This window comes from Georgenia sp. TF02-10 (assembly GCF_022759505.1).
Lineage (GTDB): Bacteria > Actinomycetota > Actinomycetes > Actinomycetales > Actinomycetaceae > TF02-10.
On the sequence record NZ_CP094289.1, the window covers coordinates 1,816,201 to 1,834,004 of the forward strand.

General features: G+C 73.0%; 13 protein-coding genes. 10 read left to right on the plus strand and 3 right to left on the minus strand.

Annotation, left to right across the window (positions count from 1 at the left end; translation table 11 throughout):
* Positions 1 to 25: 25 nt before the first annotated feature.
* From MF406_RS08195 to MF406_RS08215, 5 genes are all read left to right on the plus strand, one after another.
* Entirely contained in the window at positions 26 to 1,405 is a 1,380-nt protein-coding gene (locus MF406_RS08195; protein ID WP_242897534.1) for an extracellular solute-binding protein, read from the plus strand.
* Complete coding sequence (locus tag MF406_RS08200) at positions 1,402 to 2,370, plus strand: carbohydrate ABC transporter permease (protein WP_242897535.1); 969 nt, start codon at positions 1,402 to 1,404, stop codon at positions 2,368 to 2,370. Before MF406_RS08195 ends, MF406_RS08200 begins: the two co-directional genes overlap by 4 nt.
* Entirely contained in the window at positions 2,367 to 3,326 is a 960-nt protein-coding gene (locus MF406_RS08205) for a carbohydrate ABC transporter permease (protein WP_371744637.1), read from the plus strand. Before MF406_RS08200 ends, MF406_RS08205 begins: the two co-directional genes overlap by 4 nt.
* A gap of 208 nt (positions 3,327 to 3,534) precedes the next feature.
* Positions 3,535 to 5,514, plus strand: a complete 1,980-nt coding sequence (locus tag MF406_RS08210; RefSeq protein WP_242897536.1) for a glycoside hydrolase family 2 protein — start codon at positions 3,535 to 3,537, stop codon at positions 5,512 to 5,514.
* 140 nt (positions 5,515 to 5,654) lie between these two features.
* The gene (locus MF406_RS08215; protein ID WP_242897537.1) at positions 5,655 to 6,950 is read left to right on the plus strand and encodes a cellulase-like family protein; all 1,296 of its coding nucleotides are present in this window, start codon (positions 5,655 to 5,657) and stop codon (positions 6,948 to 6,950) included.
* Positions 6,951 to 7,099: 149 nt separating this feature from the next.
* On the opposite strand, the gene MF406_RS08220 is transcribed toward MF406_RS08215, so the two are convergent.
* Positions 7,100 to 7,921: a class I SAM-dependent methyltransferase gene (locus MF406_RS08220; RefSeq protein WP_242897538.1), complete on the minus strand. Its 822-nt coding sequence runs from the start codon at positions 7,919 to 7,921 to the stop codon at positions 7,100 to 7,102.
* 312 nt (positions 7,922 to 8,233) lie between these two features.
* Between MF406_RS08220 and rpsA the strand changes: the two genes are divergently transcribed.
* On the plus strand, positions 8,234 to 9,706 hold the full coding sequence (gene rpsA, locus MF406_RS08225) for a 30S ribosomal protein S1 (protein WP_242897539.1): 1,473 nt from the start codon (positions 8,234 to 8,236) through the stop codon (positions 9,704 to 9,706).
* A gap of 214 nt (positions 9,707 to 9,920) precedes the next feature.
* Here rpsA and MF406_RS08230 read toward each other — a convergent pair whose 3' ends face one another.
* Positions 9,921 to 10,355 carry an OsmC family peroxiredoxin gene (locus tag MF406_RS08230; protein ID WP_242897540.1) on the minus strand — a complete coding sequence of 145 codons (435 nt, stop codon included), beginning with the start codon at positions 10,353 to 10,355 and terminating at the stop codon, positions 9,921 to 9,923.
* A gap of 105 nt (positions 10,356 to 10,460) precedes the next feature.
* On the opposite strand from MF406_RS08230, the gene MF406_RS08235 reads away from it, so the two are divergent.
* Both MF406_RS08235 and coaE read left to right on the plus strand, forming a co-directional pair.
* Complete coding sequence (locus tag MF406_RS08235; RefSeq protein WP_242897541.1) at positions 10,461 to 11,390, plus strand: siderophore-interacting protein; 930 nt, start codon at positions 10,461 to 10,463, stop codon at positions 11,388 to 11,390.
* Complete coding sequence (gene coaE / locus MF406_RS08240; RefSeq protein WP_242897542.1) at positions 11,391 to 12,017, plus strand: dephospho-CoA kinase; 627 nt, start codon at positions 11,391 to 11,393, stop codon at positions 12,015 to 12,017.
* Between the two features lie 12 nt (positions 12,018 to 12,029).
* On the opposite strand, the gene ftsH is transcribed toward coaE, so the two are convergent.
* Complete coding sequence (ftsH, locus tag MF406_RS08245; protein WP_242897543.1) at positions 12,030 to 14,027, minus strand: ATP-dependent zinc metalloprotease FtsH; 1,998 nt, start codon at positions 14,025 to 14,027, stop codon at positions 12,030 to 12,032.
* Between the two features lie 115 nt (positions 14,028 to 14,142).
* Here ftsH and uvrB point away from each other — a divergent pair, with 115 nt between their 5' ends.
* Together uvrB and MF406_RS08255 are read left to right on the plus strand one after the other, a co-directional pair.
* The gene (gene uvrB, locus MF406_RS08250; protein WP_242897544.1) at positions 14,143 to 16,239 is read left to right on the plus strand and encodes an excinuclease ABC subunit UvrB; all 2,097 of its coding nucleotides are present in this window, start codon (positions 14,143 to 14,145) and stop codon (positions 16,237 to 16,239) included.
* Positions 16,240 to 16,525: 286 nt separating this feature from the next.
* Complete coding sequence (locus MF406_RS08255) at positions 16,526 to 17,755, plus strand: TerC family protein (RefSeq protein WP_371744638.1); 1,230 nt, start codon at positions 16,526 to 16,528, stop codon at positions 17,753 to 17,755.
* Positions 17,756 to 17,804 lie beyond the last annotated feature (49 nt).

Sequence of the window (17,804 nt, forward strand, 5' to 3'; positions counted from 1 at the left end):
GCGCGGACCGAGAGGAGAAGTCGCAATGATGCAACGCGGAATCGGTCGCACGCCGAGGCGGCAGGCACGACGAGGGGCGGCGGCGCTGGCCGCGGCCGGGGCGGCGGCCCTGCTGGTCGCCGGGTGCGGCGGCGGGTCCGGCGGCCCGGAGGCGGCCGACGCGGAGCCGGCTCCGGCGAGCCGCGAGCCGGGCGAGCAGGTCGACCTGACCTTCTGGTCGTGGGTCCCCGGTGTGGACAAGGCCGTTGACCTGTGGAACTCGGAGAACCCCGACGTGCAGGTCAAGCTCGAGCAGATCCCCACCGGCAGCGCCGGCGGCTACGCCAAGATGTACTCCGCCCTCGAGGCCGGCGAGGGAGCCCCTGACCTCGCCCAGGTGGAGTACCAGGAGGTCCCCGGCTTCCTGCTCGAGGGCGGCCTGGTCGACCTCGCCGAGTACGGGGCGGAGGAGCACCAGGACGAGTTCGTCGACTGGCAGTGGCAGCAGGGAGTGTTCGGCGACGGCGTCTACGCCATCCCGCAGGCCTCCGGCCCCATGGCCATGTTCTACCGCGAGGATCTCTTCACCCAGTGGGGCATCGAGGTGCCCACCACCTGGGAGGAGTTCCGGGCGGCGGCGGAGGCGGTCCGCGCGGCGGATCCGGAGGCGTACATCTCCACGTTCCCGCCAGGGAACTCCGCCTGGTTTGCCTCGCTCGCCTGGCAGAACGGCGGCCAGTGGTTCGGGATCGACGGCGAAACCTGGACGGTGGACATCGACAACGAGCAGACCCGCGAGGTGGCCGAGTACTGGGACGGCATGGTCCGCGACGGGCTGGTCAAGACCGACCCCGACTTCGCCAACGGCTGGTACAGCGACCTGCAGTCGGGCCGGATCGTCGGCTGGGTCGGTGCGCAGTGGGGGGACGCGATCCTCGCCGGCAACGCCCCGGACACCGCCGGCAAGTGGCGGGTCGCGCCGATGCCGCAGTGGGAGGAGGACGGGGAGTTCGCCTCCGCCAACTGGGGCGGGTCCTCCACGGCGGTCCTGACCGGTACGGAGTACCCGACCGAGGCGATGGAGTTCGCGGTGTGGCTCAACACCGACCCGGAGAGCATCGACCTGCTGGTCGAGGGCGGGTACGGCTGGCCGGCGGCCGCCGACGCCCTCGAGGGCTCCACCCTCGACCGCGAGTACGAGTTCTTCGGCGGGCAGAAGATCAACGACGTCTTCGCCGAGGCCGACCAGGCGATCGACCGCGACTGGTCCTGGATCCCCACCACCGCGGCGGCCTACCAGCACCTCAACGACGGGTTCCAGCGGGCGATCGCCGGCGAGGGCAGCTTCGTGGAGACGCTCGAGGAGGCGCAGCGCGAGACGGTCGCCGACCTGGAGGCCAAGGGGCTGCAGGTGGATGCGCCGTGAGCCGCGCCGCCACGCCGAGCCGGCGGCGCACCCGCGCCGCCACGCCGAGCCGGCGGCGCACCCGCGCCGCCACGCCGAGCCGGCGGCGCACCCGCGCCGCGCTCGGCTTCCTCACCCCGTTCCTGGCGCTGTACGCGGCGTTCTTCGTCCTGCCGATCGGGTACGCCCTCTACCAGAGCCTGCTCACCACGGTGCGCACCGGACCGCTCGGGATGGGCGGCGCCGAGCGCGTCTTCGCCGGGCTGAGCAACTACCAGGCGGCGCTCGGCGACCAGGCTTTCCTCGACAGCCTCGTGCGGGTGGCGATCTTCGGCGTCGTGCAGGTGCCGGTGATGATCGGCCTGGCGACGGTGCTCGCCCTGGTGCTCGACTCCGCGTCGGCCCGGGGCGTGCGGTTCTTCCGCAGCTCCTACTTCCTGCCGTACGGCGTGCCGGGGGTGATCGCCTCGATCCTCTGGGGCTTCCTGTACACGCCCGGCGTGAGCCCCATCGTGGACGTCCTCGGCTCGATCGGGGTCGAGGTGAGCTTCCTCGACGGCGGCTCGGTGCTGTGGTCGATCCTGAACATCGTGACCTGGCAGTTCGCCGGTTACAACGTGCTGATCATCGTGGCCCAGCTCAACTCGATCGACCGGGACCTGTACGAGGCGGCGCGGATCGACGGCGCCAACGCGTGGCACCTCGTGCGGCACGTCAAGCTGCCGCTCATCACGCCCGCGCTCGTGCTGACGACGGTCTTCACGATCATCGGCAGCCTCCAGCTGTTCGCCGAACCGTTGGTGCTCCGGCCGATCAGCAACGCCATCTCCATGACGTACACGCCCAACCTGGCGGCGTACACGCAGGCGTTCGTGAACAACAACTACAGCCTCGCGGCCGCCCAGGCGGTCATCCTCGCGCTGGTCGCCGGCGTCCTCTCCTTCGGCTTCCTCCGCCTCGTGAACAGGAAGGGAGCGGACACGTGACCTCCACCGACCTCGGCACGGCGCAGACCGACCCGGCCGCCGCTCGAACCTCGCACCCCCCGGGCCGCCGGCGGACGGCTGGCCCGCGCGATACCGGCCGGACCGGCCGGGGCTCGCGCACCTCCCTCCGCTGGCGCATCCTCACCGTCGGGCTGCTGACCGTCGTCGCCGTGTACTTCTTGCTGCCCGTCTACTGGCTGGTCGTTGCCGCAACGAAGTCCACCGGCGACCTCTTCGGCTCGTTCGGGCTGTGGTTCTCCGACCCGCAGCTCATCCAGAACGTGCAGAACGTGCTCACCTACTCCGACGGCATCTACCTGCGCTGGGTGCTGAATAGCGTCCTCTACGCCGGGGTCGGCGCCCTCGTGGCGACGATCCTCTCGGCCATGGGCGGGTACGCCCTCGGCAAGTTCGCCTTCCGGGGGCGGGAGGCGCTCTTCAACACGGTCCTCGCCGGTGTGTTCATCCCCGGGACGGCGCTCGCGCTGCCGCTGTTCCTGCTCTTCAGCGAGTGGGGCCTGGCGAACACCTACCTCGCGGTGCTCCTGCCGTCGATGGTGAGCCCGTTCGGCCTCTACCTCTGCCGGATCTACGCGGCCGCGGGCGTACCGGACTCGGTGCTCGAGGCGGCCCGGATCGACGGTGCGAGCGAGACCCGTATCTTCCGGACCATCGTCCTGCGCCTCATGACGCCGGCGTTGGTGACGGTGTTCCTGTTCCAGTTCGTCGGGATCTGGAACAACTACTTCCTGCCGCTGGTGATGCTGTCGGACCCCGCGCGCTACCCGATCACGCTCGGCCTGACCTCGTGGCAGTCCTTCGCCGACCGTCAGCCCGAGCTCTACCAGCTCACCGTGGGCGGAGCGTTCCTCTCGGTCATCCCGCTGATGATCGCGATCGTCGTGCTCCAGCGGTTCTGGCGCGGCGGGCTCGCGGAGGGCAGCGTCAAGGGCTGACGACGGCGGGGGGCGCCCGCGAGGCAGCCACGCGCCGGCCTGCTGAAACCCGACCGGCAGGGACCGGGACTGGGCGACCTGGGCCGCACGACGGCGGCCGCACGACGCTGGCCGCACGGCACCTGCAGCACCAGACCGCATGACACCGACCGCACCACACCGACGCACCACACCGACAGAGCTCCACTGCGGCAGACGGGAGAAGCCGATGAGACGATCCGCAGCACTGACGGCCGGCACGACGCTGGTCCTCGCGCTGACCCTCGCGACGGCTCCGGCGGCGAGCGCCGACGAGCCCACCGAACCCGCGGACACCCGTATCGAGACGATCGACGGCACCGGTGTGCTGTTCCAGTACGACCACGTGGTCCCCGAGTTCGACGCGTCGGCGACGGAGGAGCGTACCCGCGAGGAGATCTCGCTCGACGGCCGCTGGTCCTTCCGGTTCGACCCAGACGGCGTCGGCGAGCAGGAGGGGTGGGCCGCCGCCGAGACCGACATGCGCGGCTGGGACACCATCGACGTCCCCTCGTCCTGGGACCTCAAGGACACCCCGGACTTCGACGGGTACGACGGCACGAGGTTCGGCACCGGCACCGCCTTCCAGGACGGCGACGCCTGGTACCGCACGACCGTCCGGGTCCCCAGGTCCTGGAAGGACGACCACGTCCGGCTGTCCTTCCTCGGGGTGAGCTACCGCGCGGACGTCTGGGTCGACGGCCGCTTCGCCGGAGCCCACGAGGGCGGCCACACCCCGTTCGCCCTGCCGGTCGCCGACCTGCTGCGGCCGGGGAAGACCGCCACGATCGCCGTCAAGGTCCACCGCCGCGCGTCGTTCGAGGACTACACGACCGGCACCGGTCCGGTCACCGATGACTACGCCATCCCGTGGAAGCCTGTCGACTACTGGCCGTACGCCGGCATCACCCGGTCCGTCCGCCTCGAGGCCGTGCCCGGGGTGAGCGTGGCCAAGGTGCTCGTGGACGCGCGCGACGGCGAGCTCGACGCTCGGGCCGTCGTCGAGAACACCGGCACGCGGCCCTTCACCGGCTCGGTCCGGCTGCATCCCGGCGAGGGAACCGGGGGCGCGCCGGTCACGGTCCCCGTGCAGGTGCCCGCGGGCGCGGTCCGGGTCGTGGCGGCACGCATCCCGCTCCCGCGGGCGCAGGCCTGGAGCACCGAGGCGCCACGCCTCTACACCGCGGCCGCCGAGCTCCGCACCGGACCGGTGCGGTCGAACCGCCCGGCGCTCGACCGGCTCACCGCGGACTACGGCCTCCGGTCGGTGACCGTGGCCGACGCCGAGCTCCGGCTCGACGGTGAGCCCGTCTTCCTCAAGGGCCTGAACTGGCACGAGGAGACCGGCCGCAGCGGCCGCTCGCTCACGGCCGCCGAGTACGACCACGAGCTCGGTCACGCCCTGGACCTCGGCGTCAACTTCCTGCGCAACGCCGTCTACAACCGCCACCCGTTGGCCTACGAGTGGACGGACACCCACGGCGTGCTGGTGATGGACGACATCGACACGATGTGGCTCAACACCGCCCAGCAGCGGCTCCAGACCGAGTCCTACGGGCTGTCCCGGGCGCTGGCCGCCAGCATGACCTGGAACCAGCACAACCGGCCCTCGGTGGTCCTGTGGGGGCTGCAGAACGAGTCGGAGATCGACCCGGGCGGGGCGCCGGTCTACCGGGCGTGGCTGCAGGACATGAAGGACGCCGTCGACGCCCTCGACCTGCAGGAACGGCCGGTGACCTGGGCCTCGAGCACCACGAACGACCCCGCGTTCGACATCGCCGACGTCATCGGCTTCAACGAGTACTTCGGCTACTTCTACGGCGCGAACGACGACCTCGGCCCGGCGCTGGACGCCGTGCACGCCGCCCACCCCGACAAGCCGCTCCTCATCACCGAGAACGGTTCGTGGTCCTACCTCGGCCGGCGCGGCAGCGCCCAGGAGGAGGGGACCGAGGACTGGCAGGCCGCCAACCTGGCCGCGCACTGGGAGCAGGCGGTCGAGCGCCCCTTCGTGGCCGGGTACACGCACTGGGTCCTGAAGGACTACAAGCAGCGGCTCGGCTACAACGAGGAGCTCAACGGCATCTCCACCATGGGCCTCCTCGGCTGGGACTCGACCACCAAGCGGCTCGCCTACGAGGTCTACCGCGACGCCGTCCCCCCGCGATGACCCGCCCACCGGGGACGACCCGCCCCCCGCGATGACCCGCCCACCGGGGACGACCCGCCCCCCGCGGTGACCCGCCCACCGGGGACGACCCGCCCCCCTTCCACCTGTTCACCCGTCAGCACCACCGAGAGGCATCACCAGTGACCGTCACCGAGCGCCCGCGCGGCGTCCCCGCCCACCTGCCGCCCCGGCTCACGATCAGCCTGTGGGACTTCACCTGGTACACCCAGACGATGCCGGGGGAGCCGTTCGCCGACCTCGACGCCGCCTTCGCCGAGGCGGTCGACCGCGGCTACAACACCGTGCGCATCTGCGCCATGCCGTTCCTGCTGTTCGGCGACCACGGCATCGACACCACCGCGCTGCGCCTGACCAAGATCGGCGGCGAGGTCGGCGTGCGGACCCGCTGGTACGACGTCGCCGGCGGCGCCGTCATCGACGGCAGGGCGCACCTCCTTGCGCTCCTCCGGGCCGCCGAGCGGCACGGCTGCTACGTGATCCTCTCCTCCTGGGAGTACCAGCAGAGCCCGGCGTTCCTGGAGGGGCCGGAGTGGTACGAGGCGCTCATGGCCGTCGAGCCCGACGACCGGCACCGGGTCATGGCCCAGGCGATGGCCGACCTGGTGCAGTGGGTGAAGGACCACGGGCTCGGGGACCGGATCGCCTACGCCGAGATCCACAACGAGGTCGACCTGAGCCGTCTCGCGCTCGCCGGCGGCGGGTCGCAGCAGGAGGACCCGTACTGGCCGCAGCGCCCGTTCCTGACCGACGGCGTCGACCTCATGCGGCAGCGCCACCCGGACGTGCTCGCCACGACCTGCTACGGCATCCCGCCCCACCTGGACCTGGGTGCGGTCCCGGACAACGGCCAGGTCGCGCACTTCCACGTCTACGTCTACGGCGTGCTCGGCGCGATCGAGCGGTGGGCCGGGGTGCGCGCCCGGGAGGGCTTCCCCTCCGACCAGCTGCGGTCGCTGCTGCGCGAGGACGCCCCCGACGTCGCCTCGTACCAGGGCCAGGTCGACCCCTGGCGGCTGTCGGCCACCGGCATCTCGACCAGCATGTTCTACACCTACGACTGGGTCGACACGACGCGCTGGGACAACTGGCTCTACGAGCGCTACGGCCAGTGGCGGGAGGCGATGCTGCAGGCGATCGACGACCGGCTCACCGCGCTGGACCTCTTCGCGCGCCGGCACGAGGCGCCCCTGGTGATCGGTGAGGGCTGGATCGGCTACACGCCGCTCCTGGCGGAGTTCGAGGACGGCCCGGTCGGGCGGACCCTGGCCGAGCACGCCATCACCCGGTGCATCGAGCGCGGCGCCTGGGGCGCCGTCCTCGGCTCGAACTCTGCCCCGCACCACCCGGGCTGGCAGAACGTGGACTGGCAGCGCCGCTGGAACCGGCGGCTGCTCGCGGCGGACCCGACCGCCTGACCGCCAAGGCGCTCGGCCGGGTCCGCCCCGGCGCGCTACTGGGTCCGCCCAGGACCTTGCCCGGGTCCGCCCCGGCTCGCTTCGCGGGCTCGTCCCGACGGCGATCGCGACGAGCCGCCGGGCGCTGCCGCCGCCGCCGCCGGGTCAGCTCACGGCCGCCGGGCGACCAGGATGGCGGTGCCCGGCAGGAGCGCGCCGCGCTCGGGGCCCCAGCCGCCCCAGGTGCTGGTGTTCTCCGGCGGCCACTCCGGCTCCACCAGGTCCTCGATGACCAGCCCGGCAGCGACGACGTCGCGGACGTGGTCGCCCAGGGTGCGGTGGAACTCGGCGTACGCCGGCGTCCCGTCCCGGTCGCGCTCGACGTAGGGGGTGCGGTCGAAGTAGGACCGCGAGACCCGCAGGCCGGCGGCGGTGGGGTCGTCGGGGAACGCCCAGCGGATCGGGTGGGTGACCGAGAACACCCAGCGCCCGCCCGGCCGCAGCACCCGCGCCGCCTCGGCGTGCACCCGCTCGGCGTCCGGCACGAACGCGATGGCGCCGAAGGCGGTGAAGGCGACGTCGACGGAGGCGGCCGGGAAGGGCAGGGCGCGGGCGTCGGCCAGGACGGTCGGCACCGCCACCCCGGTCCGGGCGTCCAGCTCGGCCGCCCGGGCCAGCATCCCGGCCGCCACGTCCGTGCCGACCACCTGCTCCACGCCCTGGGACCGCAGCCACCGTGAGCACTGCGCCGCGCCGCAGCCGACCTCCAGCACCCGGGTGCCGCGCAGCCGGTCGAGCGGGCCGAGGAGGTGGGCGTCGGACTCGCGCAGCCCCTCCGGGCACCAGCAGAAGTCCGCGGCGCCCAGGAAGTCGCCGTGCTCGGCGAGGTAGTCCCCGGCCGCGGCCGACCACCACCCGGCGTTGGCGCGGGCCGCGGCCGCGTCGTCCACGTCGTCGTAGCCGGCCCAGGCCGGCCCGTCCGGGGCACCCATGGCGTCAGTGTGCCGGGCGGTGCCGAGCGGTGGGGGCGGGGCCGCCGTCGTTCCCCGGCGCGCGCCACGGCCGCCGTCGTTCGCCGGCCCGCCACGGCCGCCGTCGTCCCCCGCCGGCAAGCACGGCCTGCTGCGCCCCGCGGGTGAAACTGGCCGCTCACGGTCCCCGGCCGGCCGCCGCTGGGTTGGTTGCTCCGGGTCGTCGCCGGTCGGTAAGATGCTCTGTTGGCACTCGTGCACCCGCGCGCGCCATGCACCCCCGCAGCACCCCTGTCCGCACTACTACCTGTCCGCATCGGAGTCCACAGCTCAATGACCACTACTACGCCCACGCAGTCGACGTCCCCCCAGGTCGCCGTCAACGACATCGGCTCGGCCGAGGACTTCCTCGCCGCCGTCGACGAGACCATCAAGTACTTCAACGACGGGGACATCGTCGAGGGCACCATCGTCAAGGTCGACCGCGACGAGGTCCTCCTCGACATCGGCTACAAGACCGAGGGCGTCATCCTCTCCCGCGAGCTCTCCATCAAGCACGACGTCGACCCGGAAGAGGTCGTCTCCGTCGGCGACCAGGTCGAGGCCCTGGTCCTGCAGAAGGAGGACAAGGAGGGCCGGCTCCTTCTGTCCAAGAAGCGCGCCCAGTACGAGCGCGCCTGGAGCACCATCGAGAAGATCAAGGACGAGGACGGCGTTGTCACCGGCACCGTCATCGAGGTCGTCAAGGGCGGCCTCATCCTCGACATCGGGCTGCGCGGCTTCCTGCCCGCCTCCCTGGTGGAGATGCGCCGCGTCCGCGACCTCCAGCCCTACGTCGGCCGCGAGCTCGAGGCGAAGATCATCGAGCTGGACAAGAACCGCAACAACGTGGTCCTCTCCCGCCGCGCCTGGCTCGAGCAGACCCAGTCCGAGGTGCGCTCGCACTTCCTGCAGACCCTGCAGAAGGGCCAGGTCCGCCACGGCGTCGTCTCCTCGATCGTCAACTTCGGCGCGTTCGTGGACCTCGGCGGCGTCGACGGCCTCGTGCACGTCTCCGAGCTGTCCTGGAAGCACATCGACCACCCCAGCGAGGTCGTCGAGGTCGGCCAGGAGGTCACCGTCGAGGTCCTCGACGTGGACATGGACCGCGAGCGGGTCTCCCTCTCGCTCAAGGCCACCCAGGAAGACCCGTGGCAGGCCTTCGCCCGCACCCACGCCATCGGCCAGGTGGTGCCGGGCAAGGTCACCAAGCTCGTCCCGTTCGGCGCGTTCGTCCGCGTCGAGGACGGCATCGAGGGCCTGGTGCACATCTCCGAGCTCGCCCAGCGGCACGTCGAGCTGCCCGAGCAGGTCGCCAAGGTCGGCCAGGAGGTCTTCGTCAAGGTCATCGACATCGACCTGGACCGCCGCCGGATCTCCCTCTCCCTCAAGCAGGCCAACGAGGGCGTGGACCCGAACAGCGACGACTTCGACCCGTCGCTGTACGGCATGGCCGCCGAGTACGACGAGCAGGGGAATTACAAGTACCCCGAGGGCTTCGACCCGGACACCAACGAGTGGCTCGAGGGCTACGAGGCCCAGCGCGAGGCGTGGGAGTCCGAGTACGCCCAGGCCCAGGCGCGCTGGGAGGCCCACAAGCGGCAGGTCGCCGCCGCGATGAACGCCGACACCGGTGGCGGCGAGGACAACGAGCCGGCGCCCGCCGCGGCACCGGCGTCGTACACCTCCGCCCCGAACGAGGCGCAGGGCACCCTCGCCTCCGACGAGGCGCTCGCCGCCCTGCGGGAGAAGCTCACCGGTCACTGACCCGCGCTTCCGCCCGACGCACGAGGCCCGCCACCCTCCAGGGGTGGCGGGCCTCGCCGCGTCCGGCGCGGCGGGTGGCGGGTGCTCAACGCAGCCGTGGATCCGCGGCCGCCCGGGCTCGGCAGCGCGCAGCCCGCCGCGGATCCGCTCGGTTTGACGGCCCGCCACGGGCCCGGGCGCGCGGCGGACCGTCAGGCCGGACCCGCGCCGGCGGTCAGGCCAGCCGCGCGGTCAGCGTGATCTCCGTGCCGGTCAGCGCCTGGCTCACCGGGCAGCCCTGCTTGGCAGCCTCGGCGATGCGCTGGAAGTCGTCCTCGGAGATGCCGTCCACCTGCGCCTCGACGGTGAGGTGGATGCCGGAGATGCGCGGGCCGCCGGCGTCGAACGTCACCTCCGCGGCGGTCTGGACCCGGGTCGGCGGGGTGCCGTTGCCGTCCAGCTCGTTGGCGAAGGCCATCGAGAAGCAGGTGGCGTGCGCGGCCCCGAGAAGCTCCTCGGGGTTGGTCGTCGAGCCGTGCTCCTCGCTGCGCGCCTTCCAGTTGACGTCGAAGGTGGCTGCCCCGGAGCTGTCCAGCCGGGTCTGCCCGCTGCCGTCGAAGAGGTTCCCGGTCCAGGTGGTGCTCGCCTTGCTCACCAGTGCCTTGGGCATGTCGACTCCTTCCCGCGCCCGGACCCTCCGGGCGCCCGCGGCGGCGGCGCCGCTGCCCCCATCCTGCCCGCCGGGGGCCGTGGGCGCACCGGTAGGGTGCCGGGTATGACCGTGCCCGCGACCGCCCCCCGCCCGGCCGACGACGGCGCCCCGGCACCCGCGGGACGGACCGCGGCCACCCCGGCGACCGGGGACGCGCCTGCCGGGGCCGAGGTGCTCGAGCGGCAGCGGCTGCGCCATCCGCTCGCCGTGCGGCACCTGCGGGTCCTGCGCACCACCCGGCTCAGCGACCGCCTGCTGCGCATCACCGCCGGCGGGGACAGCCTCGCCGGCTTCACCGCGCCCGGACCGGCCGACCACGTCAAGCTCTTCGTGCCCGACCCGGTCACCGGCGAGCTGCACGCCCCGACGGCCGGCCCCGACGGGCTGGTCCGCCCGGCCACCCCGCCGACCGTGCGCGACTACACCCCGCGCGCGGTCCGGCCCGGCGAGCTCGACCTCGACGTCGTCCTGCACGAGGGTCCCGGCCCGGTGTCCGCCTGGGCCGCGGCCGCCCGGCCAGGGGACGCCCTCGCCGTCGCCGGCCCGCGCGGCTCCAAGCTCCCCCCGGCCGGCGCCGCCCACGTCCTGCTCGGCGGGGACGAGACCGCGCTGCCCGCCCTGGCCCGCTGGCTGGAGGCGCTCCCCGCCGACCTCCCGGTCGACGTCCTGCTCGAGGTGGCCGACCCGGCCGACGCCGGCTACCTCGAGGGCTCCACCACCCCCGGCACCCGGCTGCACGTCCTGGCCCGGGGCGGCGCCGCCCCCGGCACCACCACCCTGCTCGCGGAGGCGGCGCGCGCCCTGCCGCCCCGGCCCGGGCCTGGCTTCGCCTGGTTCGCCGGCGAGGCCGGCTCCCTCGTCCCGCTGCGCCGGTGGCTGCGGCACGACTCCCCGTTCCACCGCGGCAACGTCGCCGTGGACGGGTACTGGAAGCGCGGCGTCGTCGCCCTGGACCACCACGCCCCGATCGACCCCGCCGATCCGGACGAGTAGATGCTGGCCGTGGGCCTGAGCGGCGGGATCGGCTCGGGCAAGTCCACCGTCGCCGCCGAGCTGGCTCGGCTCGGCGCGGTCGTCGTCGACGCCGACGCGCTCGCCCGGGAGGTCGTCGCGCCGGGCACGGCCGGCCTGGCCGCGGTGGTCGAGGCCTTCGGCCCCGGGGTCCTGCGGCCCGACGGCGGCCTGGACCGTCCCGCGCTGGGCCGCCTCGTCTTCGCCGACGACGCCGCCCGCCGGCGCCTGGAGGGCATCACCCACCCGCTGGTGGCCGCCGAGGCGGCCCGGCGGCAGGCGGCCGCCGGGCCGGGCGCCGTCGTCGTGCACGACGTGCCGCTCCTGGTCGAGAACGGCCTGGCCCAGCGGTACGACCTGGTGGTCGTCGTCGGCGCGCCGGTGGAGGTCCGGCTGGCCCGGCTCCGGGGGCGCGGGATGACCGAGGAGGACGCCCGGGCCCGGATCCGCGCGCAGGCCGACGACGCCGCGCGCCGCGCCGTCGCCGACGTCTGGCTGGACAACTCCGGCACCCGGGCGGAGCTGGTCGAGCAGGTCCGGCGGCTCTGGGCCGAGCGGCTGCTGCCCGCGGCCGGCGAGCGGGCCGGGGCCCGCCGCGCCGGCGGCTGACCGGACGCCCCGCTACCCCCGGGCGGCCGACTGCGGCGCCGGCCGGGCCCCGACGAGCGGCTCGTCCGGCGCGGCCGGCCGGCTGAGCCCGGCGGCGGCGTAGGCCTCGTCCTCGTCCAGCGTCTCGCGCTCGAGCAGCCGGGCGACGATGCTCTCCAGCCGGTCCCGGTGCTCGGCGAGGAGCTCCCGGGCCCGCCGGTAGCAGTCCGCGACCAGGTCCCGGACCTCCCGGTCCACCGCCTGCAGCAGCGCCTCGGAGGCGCCGGCCTGCCGCGGGTCGCCCTCGGTGGGGTAGACCTGCACCGGCCCGATCTGGGCGGACATCCCCCACCGGCCCACCATCTGCCGGGCGATGCCGGTGGCCTGCTGCAGGTCGGACTCCGCGCCGGTGGTCACCACCCCGAAGACCTCCTGCTCGGCGGCCATCCCGCCGAGGGCGCCGACGATCCGCCCGCGCAGGTACTCCGCGTCGTAGCCGTAGCGGTCGGTGTCCGGCGTGGACAGGGTGACCCCGAGGGCCCGCCCGCGCGGGATGATCGAGATCTTCCGGACCGGGTCCGCGCCGGGCTGGAGCATCCCGAGCAGCGCGTGCCCCGACTCGTGGTAGGCGGTGCGGCGCCGCTCGGACTCGGGGAGGACGACGGCACGCTCCGCGCCGAGCTGGATCCGCTCGAGGGCGTCGGCCAGGTCCTTGGCGTGCACCGCGTCCTGGCCGAGCCGGGCGGCCTGCAGCGCCGCCTCGTTGGCGAGGTTGGCCAGGTCCGCGCCGGTCAGCCCGGGGGTGCTCTGGGCCACCCGGCGCAGGTCGACGTCGTCGGCGAGCGGGACCGAGCGGGTGTGCACCTTCAGGATCTCCTCGCGGCCCTTCTGGTCCGGCGGGGAGACGGTGATCTTGCGGTCGAACCGGCCCGGCCGGGTCAGCGCCGGGTCGAGGACGTCGGCGCGGTTGGTCGCGGCGAGGACGACCACGCCCTCCTTGCCGGAGAAGCCATCCATCTCGGTGAGGATCTGGTTGAGGGTCTGCTCCCGCTCGTCGTTGCCGCCCACCGACTGCGCGCCGGCCCGGGACCGGCCGATGGTGTCGATCTCGTCGATGAAGACGATCGCGGGGGCGACCTTGCGGGCCTCCTCGAAGAGCTCGCGGACCCGCTGCGCGCCGACGCCGACGATCATCTCGATGAACTCCGCGGCGCTGGCCGAGAAGAACGGCACGCCGGCCTCCCCGGCGGTGGCCCGGGCGAGCAGCGTCTTGCCGGTGCCGGGCGCGCCCTCGAGGAGGACCCCGCGCGGGGCCCGGGCGCCGAGCCGGGTGTACCGGTCCGGGTCCTTCAGCAGGTCGACGATCTCGGAGACCTGCTGCTCGACCTCGTCGATGCCGGCGACGTCGTCGAAGGTGACCCGCACCTCCTCGGGCTCGACCCGCCGGGACTTCCGCCGCCCGAACATCCCGCCCGCCATCGCCGACTGCCGGCGGAACAGCCAGACGTAGAACAGGACGAGCAGCGCCAGCGGCAGCAGGGAGATGAGCAGGTTGGACAGCACGCCGCGCTGCTGCGTGACCGGGGTGGCCCGGACGACGGCGCCCGCGTCCTCCAGGTCGGTGAGCAGGTCGTCCTGGGCGAAGGCCGGCCGCTCGGTGACGAACTGGTCGTAGCTGCCGTCCCCGTCCGGCACGTCGGCCGGCTCCTCGAGCATCCCCTCGATCGTCTGCCCGCGGGCGAACACCTCGGTCACGTTGTGGTCGGCGACCTGGTCGGTGAACTCGGTGTAGGGCACCTGGACGACGTTCGAGCTCGCCACGTCCTGGATCGTGGTGATGCCGAAGAAGACCAGCCAGCCGATCAGGACCCAGGTGAGCACCCGGCCCCACCGCGGGCCCGACGGTGCGCCGTCGTCGCTCGGCGGCATGCCCTCCGTCCGCCAGGGCCGCCAGCCGTCGTCCTGCCCGCCGGGGTCGGCTCGACGCCGCCGGGCGGAGCGGGTGCTGCCGGCGTCCTGCTGATCAGCCATGACGAGCTCCTGACCTTGGTTGTCGCACGAGCGTACTGTCCGCCCTCGGCGGACGCCGACCGGGCGCCGTCGGCCGCGCCCCCCGGGTGTGGGTGCGGCGCCGTACCGTTGACCCATGCGCCCCGTGACCGACCTGCAGCGAGCCGTGGCTCCGTTCGAGGTCGTCTCCGACTACCAGCCCTCCGGCGACCAGCCGACCGCCATCGCCGAGCTGGCCGAGCGGGTCCGGGCGGGGGAGAAGGACATCGTCCTGCTCGGCGCGACCGGTACCGGGAAGTCGGCGACCACCGCCTGGCTGATCGAGCAGGTGCAGCGGCCCACCCTCGTGATGGCCCCGAACAAGACCCTCGCCGCGCAGCTCGCGACGGAGTTCCGCGAGCTCCTCCCGCACAACGCCGTGGAGTACTTCGTCTCCTACTACGACTACTACCAGCCGGAGGCCTACGTCCCGCAGTCGGACACCTACATCGAGAAGGACTCCTCCATCAACGACGAGGTGGAGCGGCTGCGGCACAGCGCCACCAACTCCCTGCTGACCCGGCGGGACACGGTGGTGGTGGCCTCGGTGTCCTGCATCTACGGCCTGGGCACCCCGCAGGAGTACGTCGACCGGATGGTCCGGCTGGAGGTGGGCCAGCAGATCGAGCGGGAGGAGCTGCTCCGCCGGTTCGTGCAGATGCAGTACACCCGCAACGACATGGCCTTCACCCGGGGCACGTTCCGGGTGCGCGGGGACACCATCGAGATCATCCCGGTGTACGAGGAGCTCGCGATCCGGATCGAGATGTTCGGCGACGAGATCGACGCCCTGTCCACCCTCCACCCGCTCACCGGGGACGTCATCCGCACCGAACAGGCCGTCCACCTCTTCCCGGCATCGCACTACGTCGCCGGCCCGGAGCGGATGGAGCGCGCCGTCGCCGGGATCGAGGCCGAGCTGGTCGAGCGGCTGGCGGAGCTGGAGCGGCAGGGCAAGCTGCTCGAGGCCCAGCGGCTGCGGATGCGCACCACCTACGACATCGAGATGATGCGGCAGATCGGCACCTGCTCCGGGATCGAGAACTACTCCCGGCACATCGACGGCCGCGCCCCGGGCAGCGCCCCGAACACCCTGCTCGACTACTTCCCGGAGGACTTCCTCCTCGTCATCGACGAGTCGCACGTGACCGTGCCGCAGATCGGGGCGATGTACGAGGGGGACATGTCCCGCAAGCGGACCCTGGTGGACCACGGCTTCCGGCTGCCCTCGGCGATGGACAACCGGCCGCTGCGGTGGGAGGAGTTCCAGGACCGGATCGGACAGACGGTCTACCTCTCGGCCACCCCCGGGCCGTACGAGCTGAGCCAGGCCGACGGCGTGGTGGAGCAGATCATCCGGCCCACCGGGCTGGTGGACCCCGAGGTGGTGGTCAAGCCCACGAAGGGCCAGATCGACGACCTGCTCGGGGAGATCCGGGACCGGACCGAGCGGGACGAGCGGGTGCTGGTGACCACCCTGACCAAGAAGATGGCCGAGGACCTCACCGGCTATCTCCTCGAGCGGGGGGTGCGGGTGCAGTACCTGCACTCCGACGTCGACACGCTGCGCCGGGTGGAGCTCCTCCGCGAGCTGCGGCTGGGCCAGTTCGACGTGCTCGTCGGCATCAACCTGCTGCGCGAGGGCCTGGACCTGCCCGAGGTCTCCCTCGTCGCCATCCTCGACGCCGACAAGGAGGGCTTCCTGCGGTCCTCCACCTCCCTCATCCAGACGATCGGCCGCGCCGCCCGCAACGTCTCCGGCCAGGTGCACATGTACGCCGACACGGTCACCCCCTCGATGGCCCAGGCCATCGAGGAGACGAACCGGCGGCGGGCGAAGCAGGTCGCGTTCAACACCGAGCACGGCGTCGAGCCGACGGCGCTGCGCAAGCGGATCGCCGACGTCACCGACATGCTCGCCCGGGAGGACGTGGACACCGAGGAGCTCCTCGCCGGCGGCTACCGGGGCGCCGGCACCGGCCCGGGCCGCAAGGAGCGGCGCAGCGCGGGCGGCTCGGCGCGGGAGCGGCTCGCCGGCGCCGCGGCCAGCGACCTCGCCGACCTCATCCAGGACCTCTCGGCCCAGATGCACAACGCCGCCGAGGAGCTGCAGTTCGAGCTCGCCGCCCGGCTGCGGGACGAGATCGCCGACCTGAAGAAGGAGCTGCGGCAGATGACGGCGGCGACCGCCTGAGTCCGGGGCGCCGGCTGCGCGCCCCGGATGCCGCTTTTGCCCGAGTCGCATCTCACGGCTGGCACGCCCGGGCGGCTGTCGCGCGGCGTCGGGGCGTGACGTAGGCTGCGACGAGCGGAGGGGAGTATTCCCCCAACGGTGACGCCGTCATCACGGCGGGCGCGTGCCTGCTCGGTGCACCGGTCCGGACCTCGACGGCGGGCGCCTCCTTGAGCGGACGCGCCGGCCCGGCCGGGCGGAAGAGACCTCCGGTACCTGCCCGCACGTACCGGAGGAGCTTCTCGCAGTGGATGTTCACGCCCTTGGCTGGGCCGTCCTCATCGCCATCATCCTGGTGATGATCACGGTCGACATCGTCGGCCACGTCCGTACCCCGCACGCCCCGTCGCTGAAGGAGGCGGCCTGGTGGTCCGTGGCCTACGTGGCGATGGCCATCATCTTCGGCTTCATCATCTGGGCCGTCTACGGCGGCCGGTACGGCGGGGAGTACTTCGCCGGGTACGTCACCGAGAAGAGTCTGTCGATCGACAATCTCTTCGTCTTCGTGATCATCATCGCGGCGTTCCGGATCCCCCGGAAGTACCAGCAGGAGGTCCTGCTCGCCGGCATCGTCATCGCCCTCGTGCTCCGCGCCGTGTTCATCGCGGTCGGCGTGCAGGTGATCGAGGCATGGTCCGGGGTGTTCTACCTCTTCGGCGCCTTCCTCATCTGGACCGCGATCTCCCAGGCCCGGCAGGGCGTGGAGGATCCAGACGAGAAGGAGGAGTACCACGAGAACGGCTTCGTCCGGCTCGTCCGCCGGTTCCTGCCGGTCACCGAGGGCTTCGTCGGCGGCAAGCTGCTCCACCGTCACCACGGCAAGACCTTCATCACCCCGATGCTGCTCGCGGTCCTCGCCATCGGCAGCGCGGACGTCCTCTTCGCCGTCGACTCGATCCCGGCCATCTTCGGCCTCACCCACGAGCCGTACCTGGTGTTCGCGGCCAACGCCTTCTCGCTGCTGGGGCTGCGCCAGCTGTACTTCCTCATCGACGGCCTGCTCGACCGGCTGGTCTACCTGCACTACGGCCTGGCGGCCATCCTGGGCTTCATCGGGGTCAAGCTGGTCATCCACGCCCTGCACACCAACGAGCTGCCGTTCATCAACGGCGGCGAGGAGTGGCACGCCATCCCCGAGCCCACGATCGTCGTCTCCCTGGGCTGGATCATCGGCGTGCTCGCCATCACGGTGATCGCCAGCGTGCTCCGGAACCGCAAGGACGCCGCGGTGGCCGCCGCCGAGCGGGACGCCGTCGCCGCGCCGGAGGACGTACCCAGCAGCGCGGACAGCCGCCTGCAGCCGGGGCAGGCCGACGGCGGCCCGAGGGTGTCCGGCGACGGCCTCGGTCGGGGCGGTCCGGCCGACGGCGGTCCTGGCGGTCCGGCCGACGGCGGCCCGGACGGCCGGACCGCGGGTGGCGCCACCACCGCGCGGACCCGCCACGACGACGGCCCGGCCGCCAGGTCCGGGGACTGACGCCAGCGGCCGACGCCCGGCGCCGGCCGCCTCAGCCGACGGGACGGGA

Excerpts from the sequence above, each read along its gene's own strand:
- ftsH (WP_242897543.1), bottom strand. The coding sequence starts at position 14,027 with ATGGCTGATCAGCAGGACGCCGGCAGCACCCGCTCCGCCCGGCGGCGT.
- coaE (WP_242897542.1), top strand. The coding sequence starts at position 11,391 with ATGCTGGCCGTGGGCCTGAGCGGCGGGATCGGCTCGGGCAAGTCCACC.
- uvrB (WP_242897544.1), top strand. The coding sequence starts at position 14,143 with ATGCGCCCCGTGACCGACCTGCAGCGAGCCGTGGCTCCGTTCGAGGTC.
- MF406_RS08235 (WP_242897541.1), top strand. The coding sequence starts at position 10,461 with ATGACCGTGCCCGCGACCGCCCCCCGCCCGGCCGACGACGGCGCCCCG.
- rpsA (WP_242897539.1), top strand. The coding sequence starts at position 8,234 with ATGACCACTACTACGCCCACGCAGTCGACGTCCCCCCAGGTCGCCGTC.
- MF406_RS08210 (WP_242897536.1), top strand. The coding sequence starts at position 3,535 with ATGAGACGATCCGCAGCACTGACGGCCGGCACGACGCTGGTCCTCGCG.
- MF406_RS08230 (WP_242897540.1), bottom strand. The coding sequence starts at position 10,355 with ATGCCCAAGGCACTGGTGAGCAAGGCGAGCACCACCTGGACCGGGAAC.
- MF406_RS08195 (WP_242897534.1), top strand. The coding sequence starts at position 26 with ATGATGCAACGCGGAATCGGTCGCACGCCGAGGCGGCAGGCACGACGA.
- MF406_RS08220 (WP_242897538.1), bottom strand. The coding sequence starts at position 7,921 with ATGGGTGCCCCGGACGGGCCGGCCTGGGCCGGCTACGACGACGTGGAC.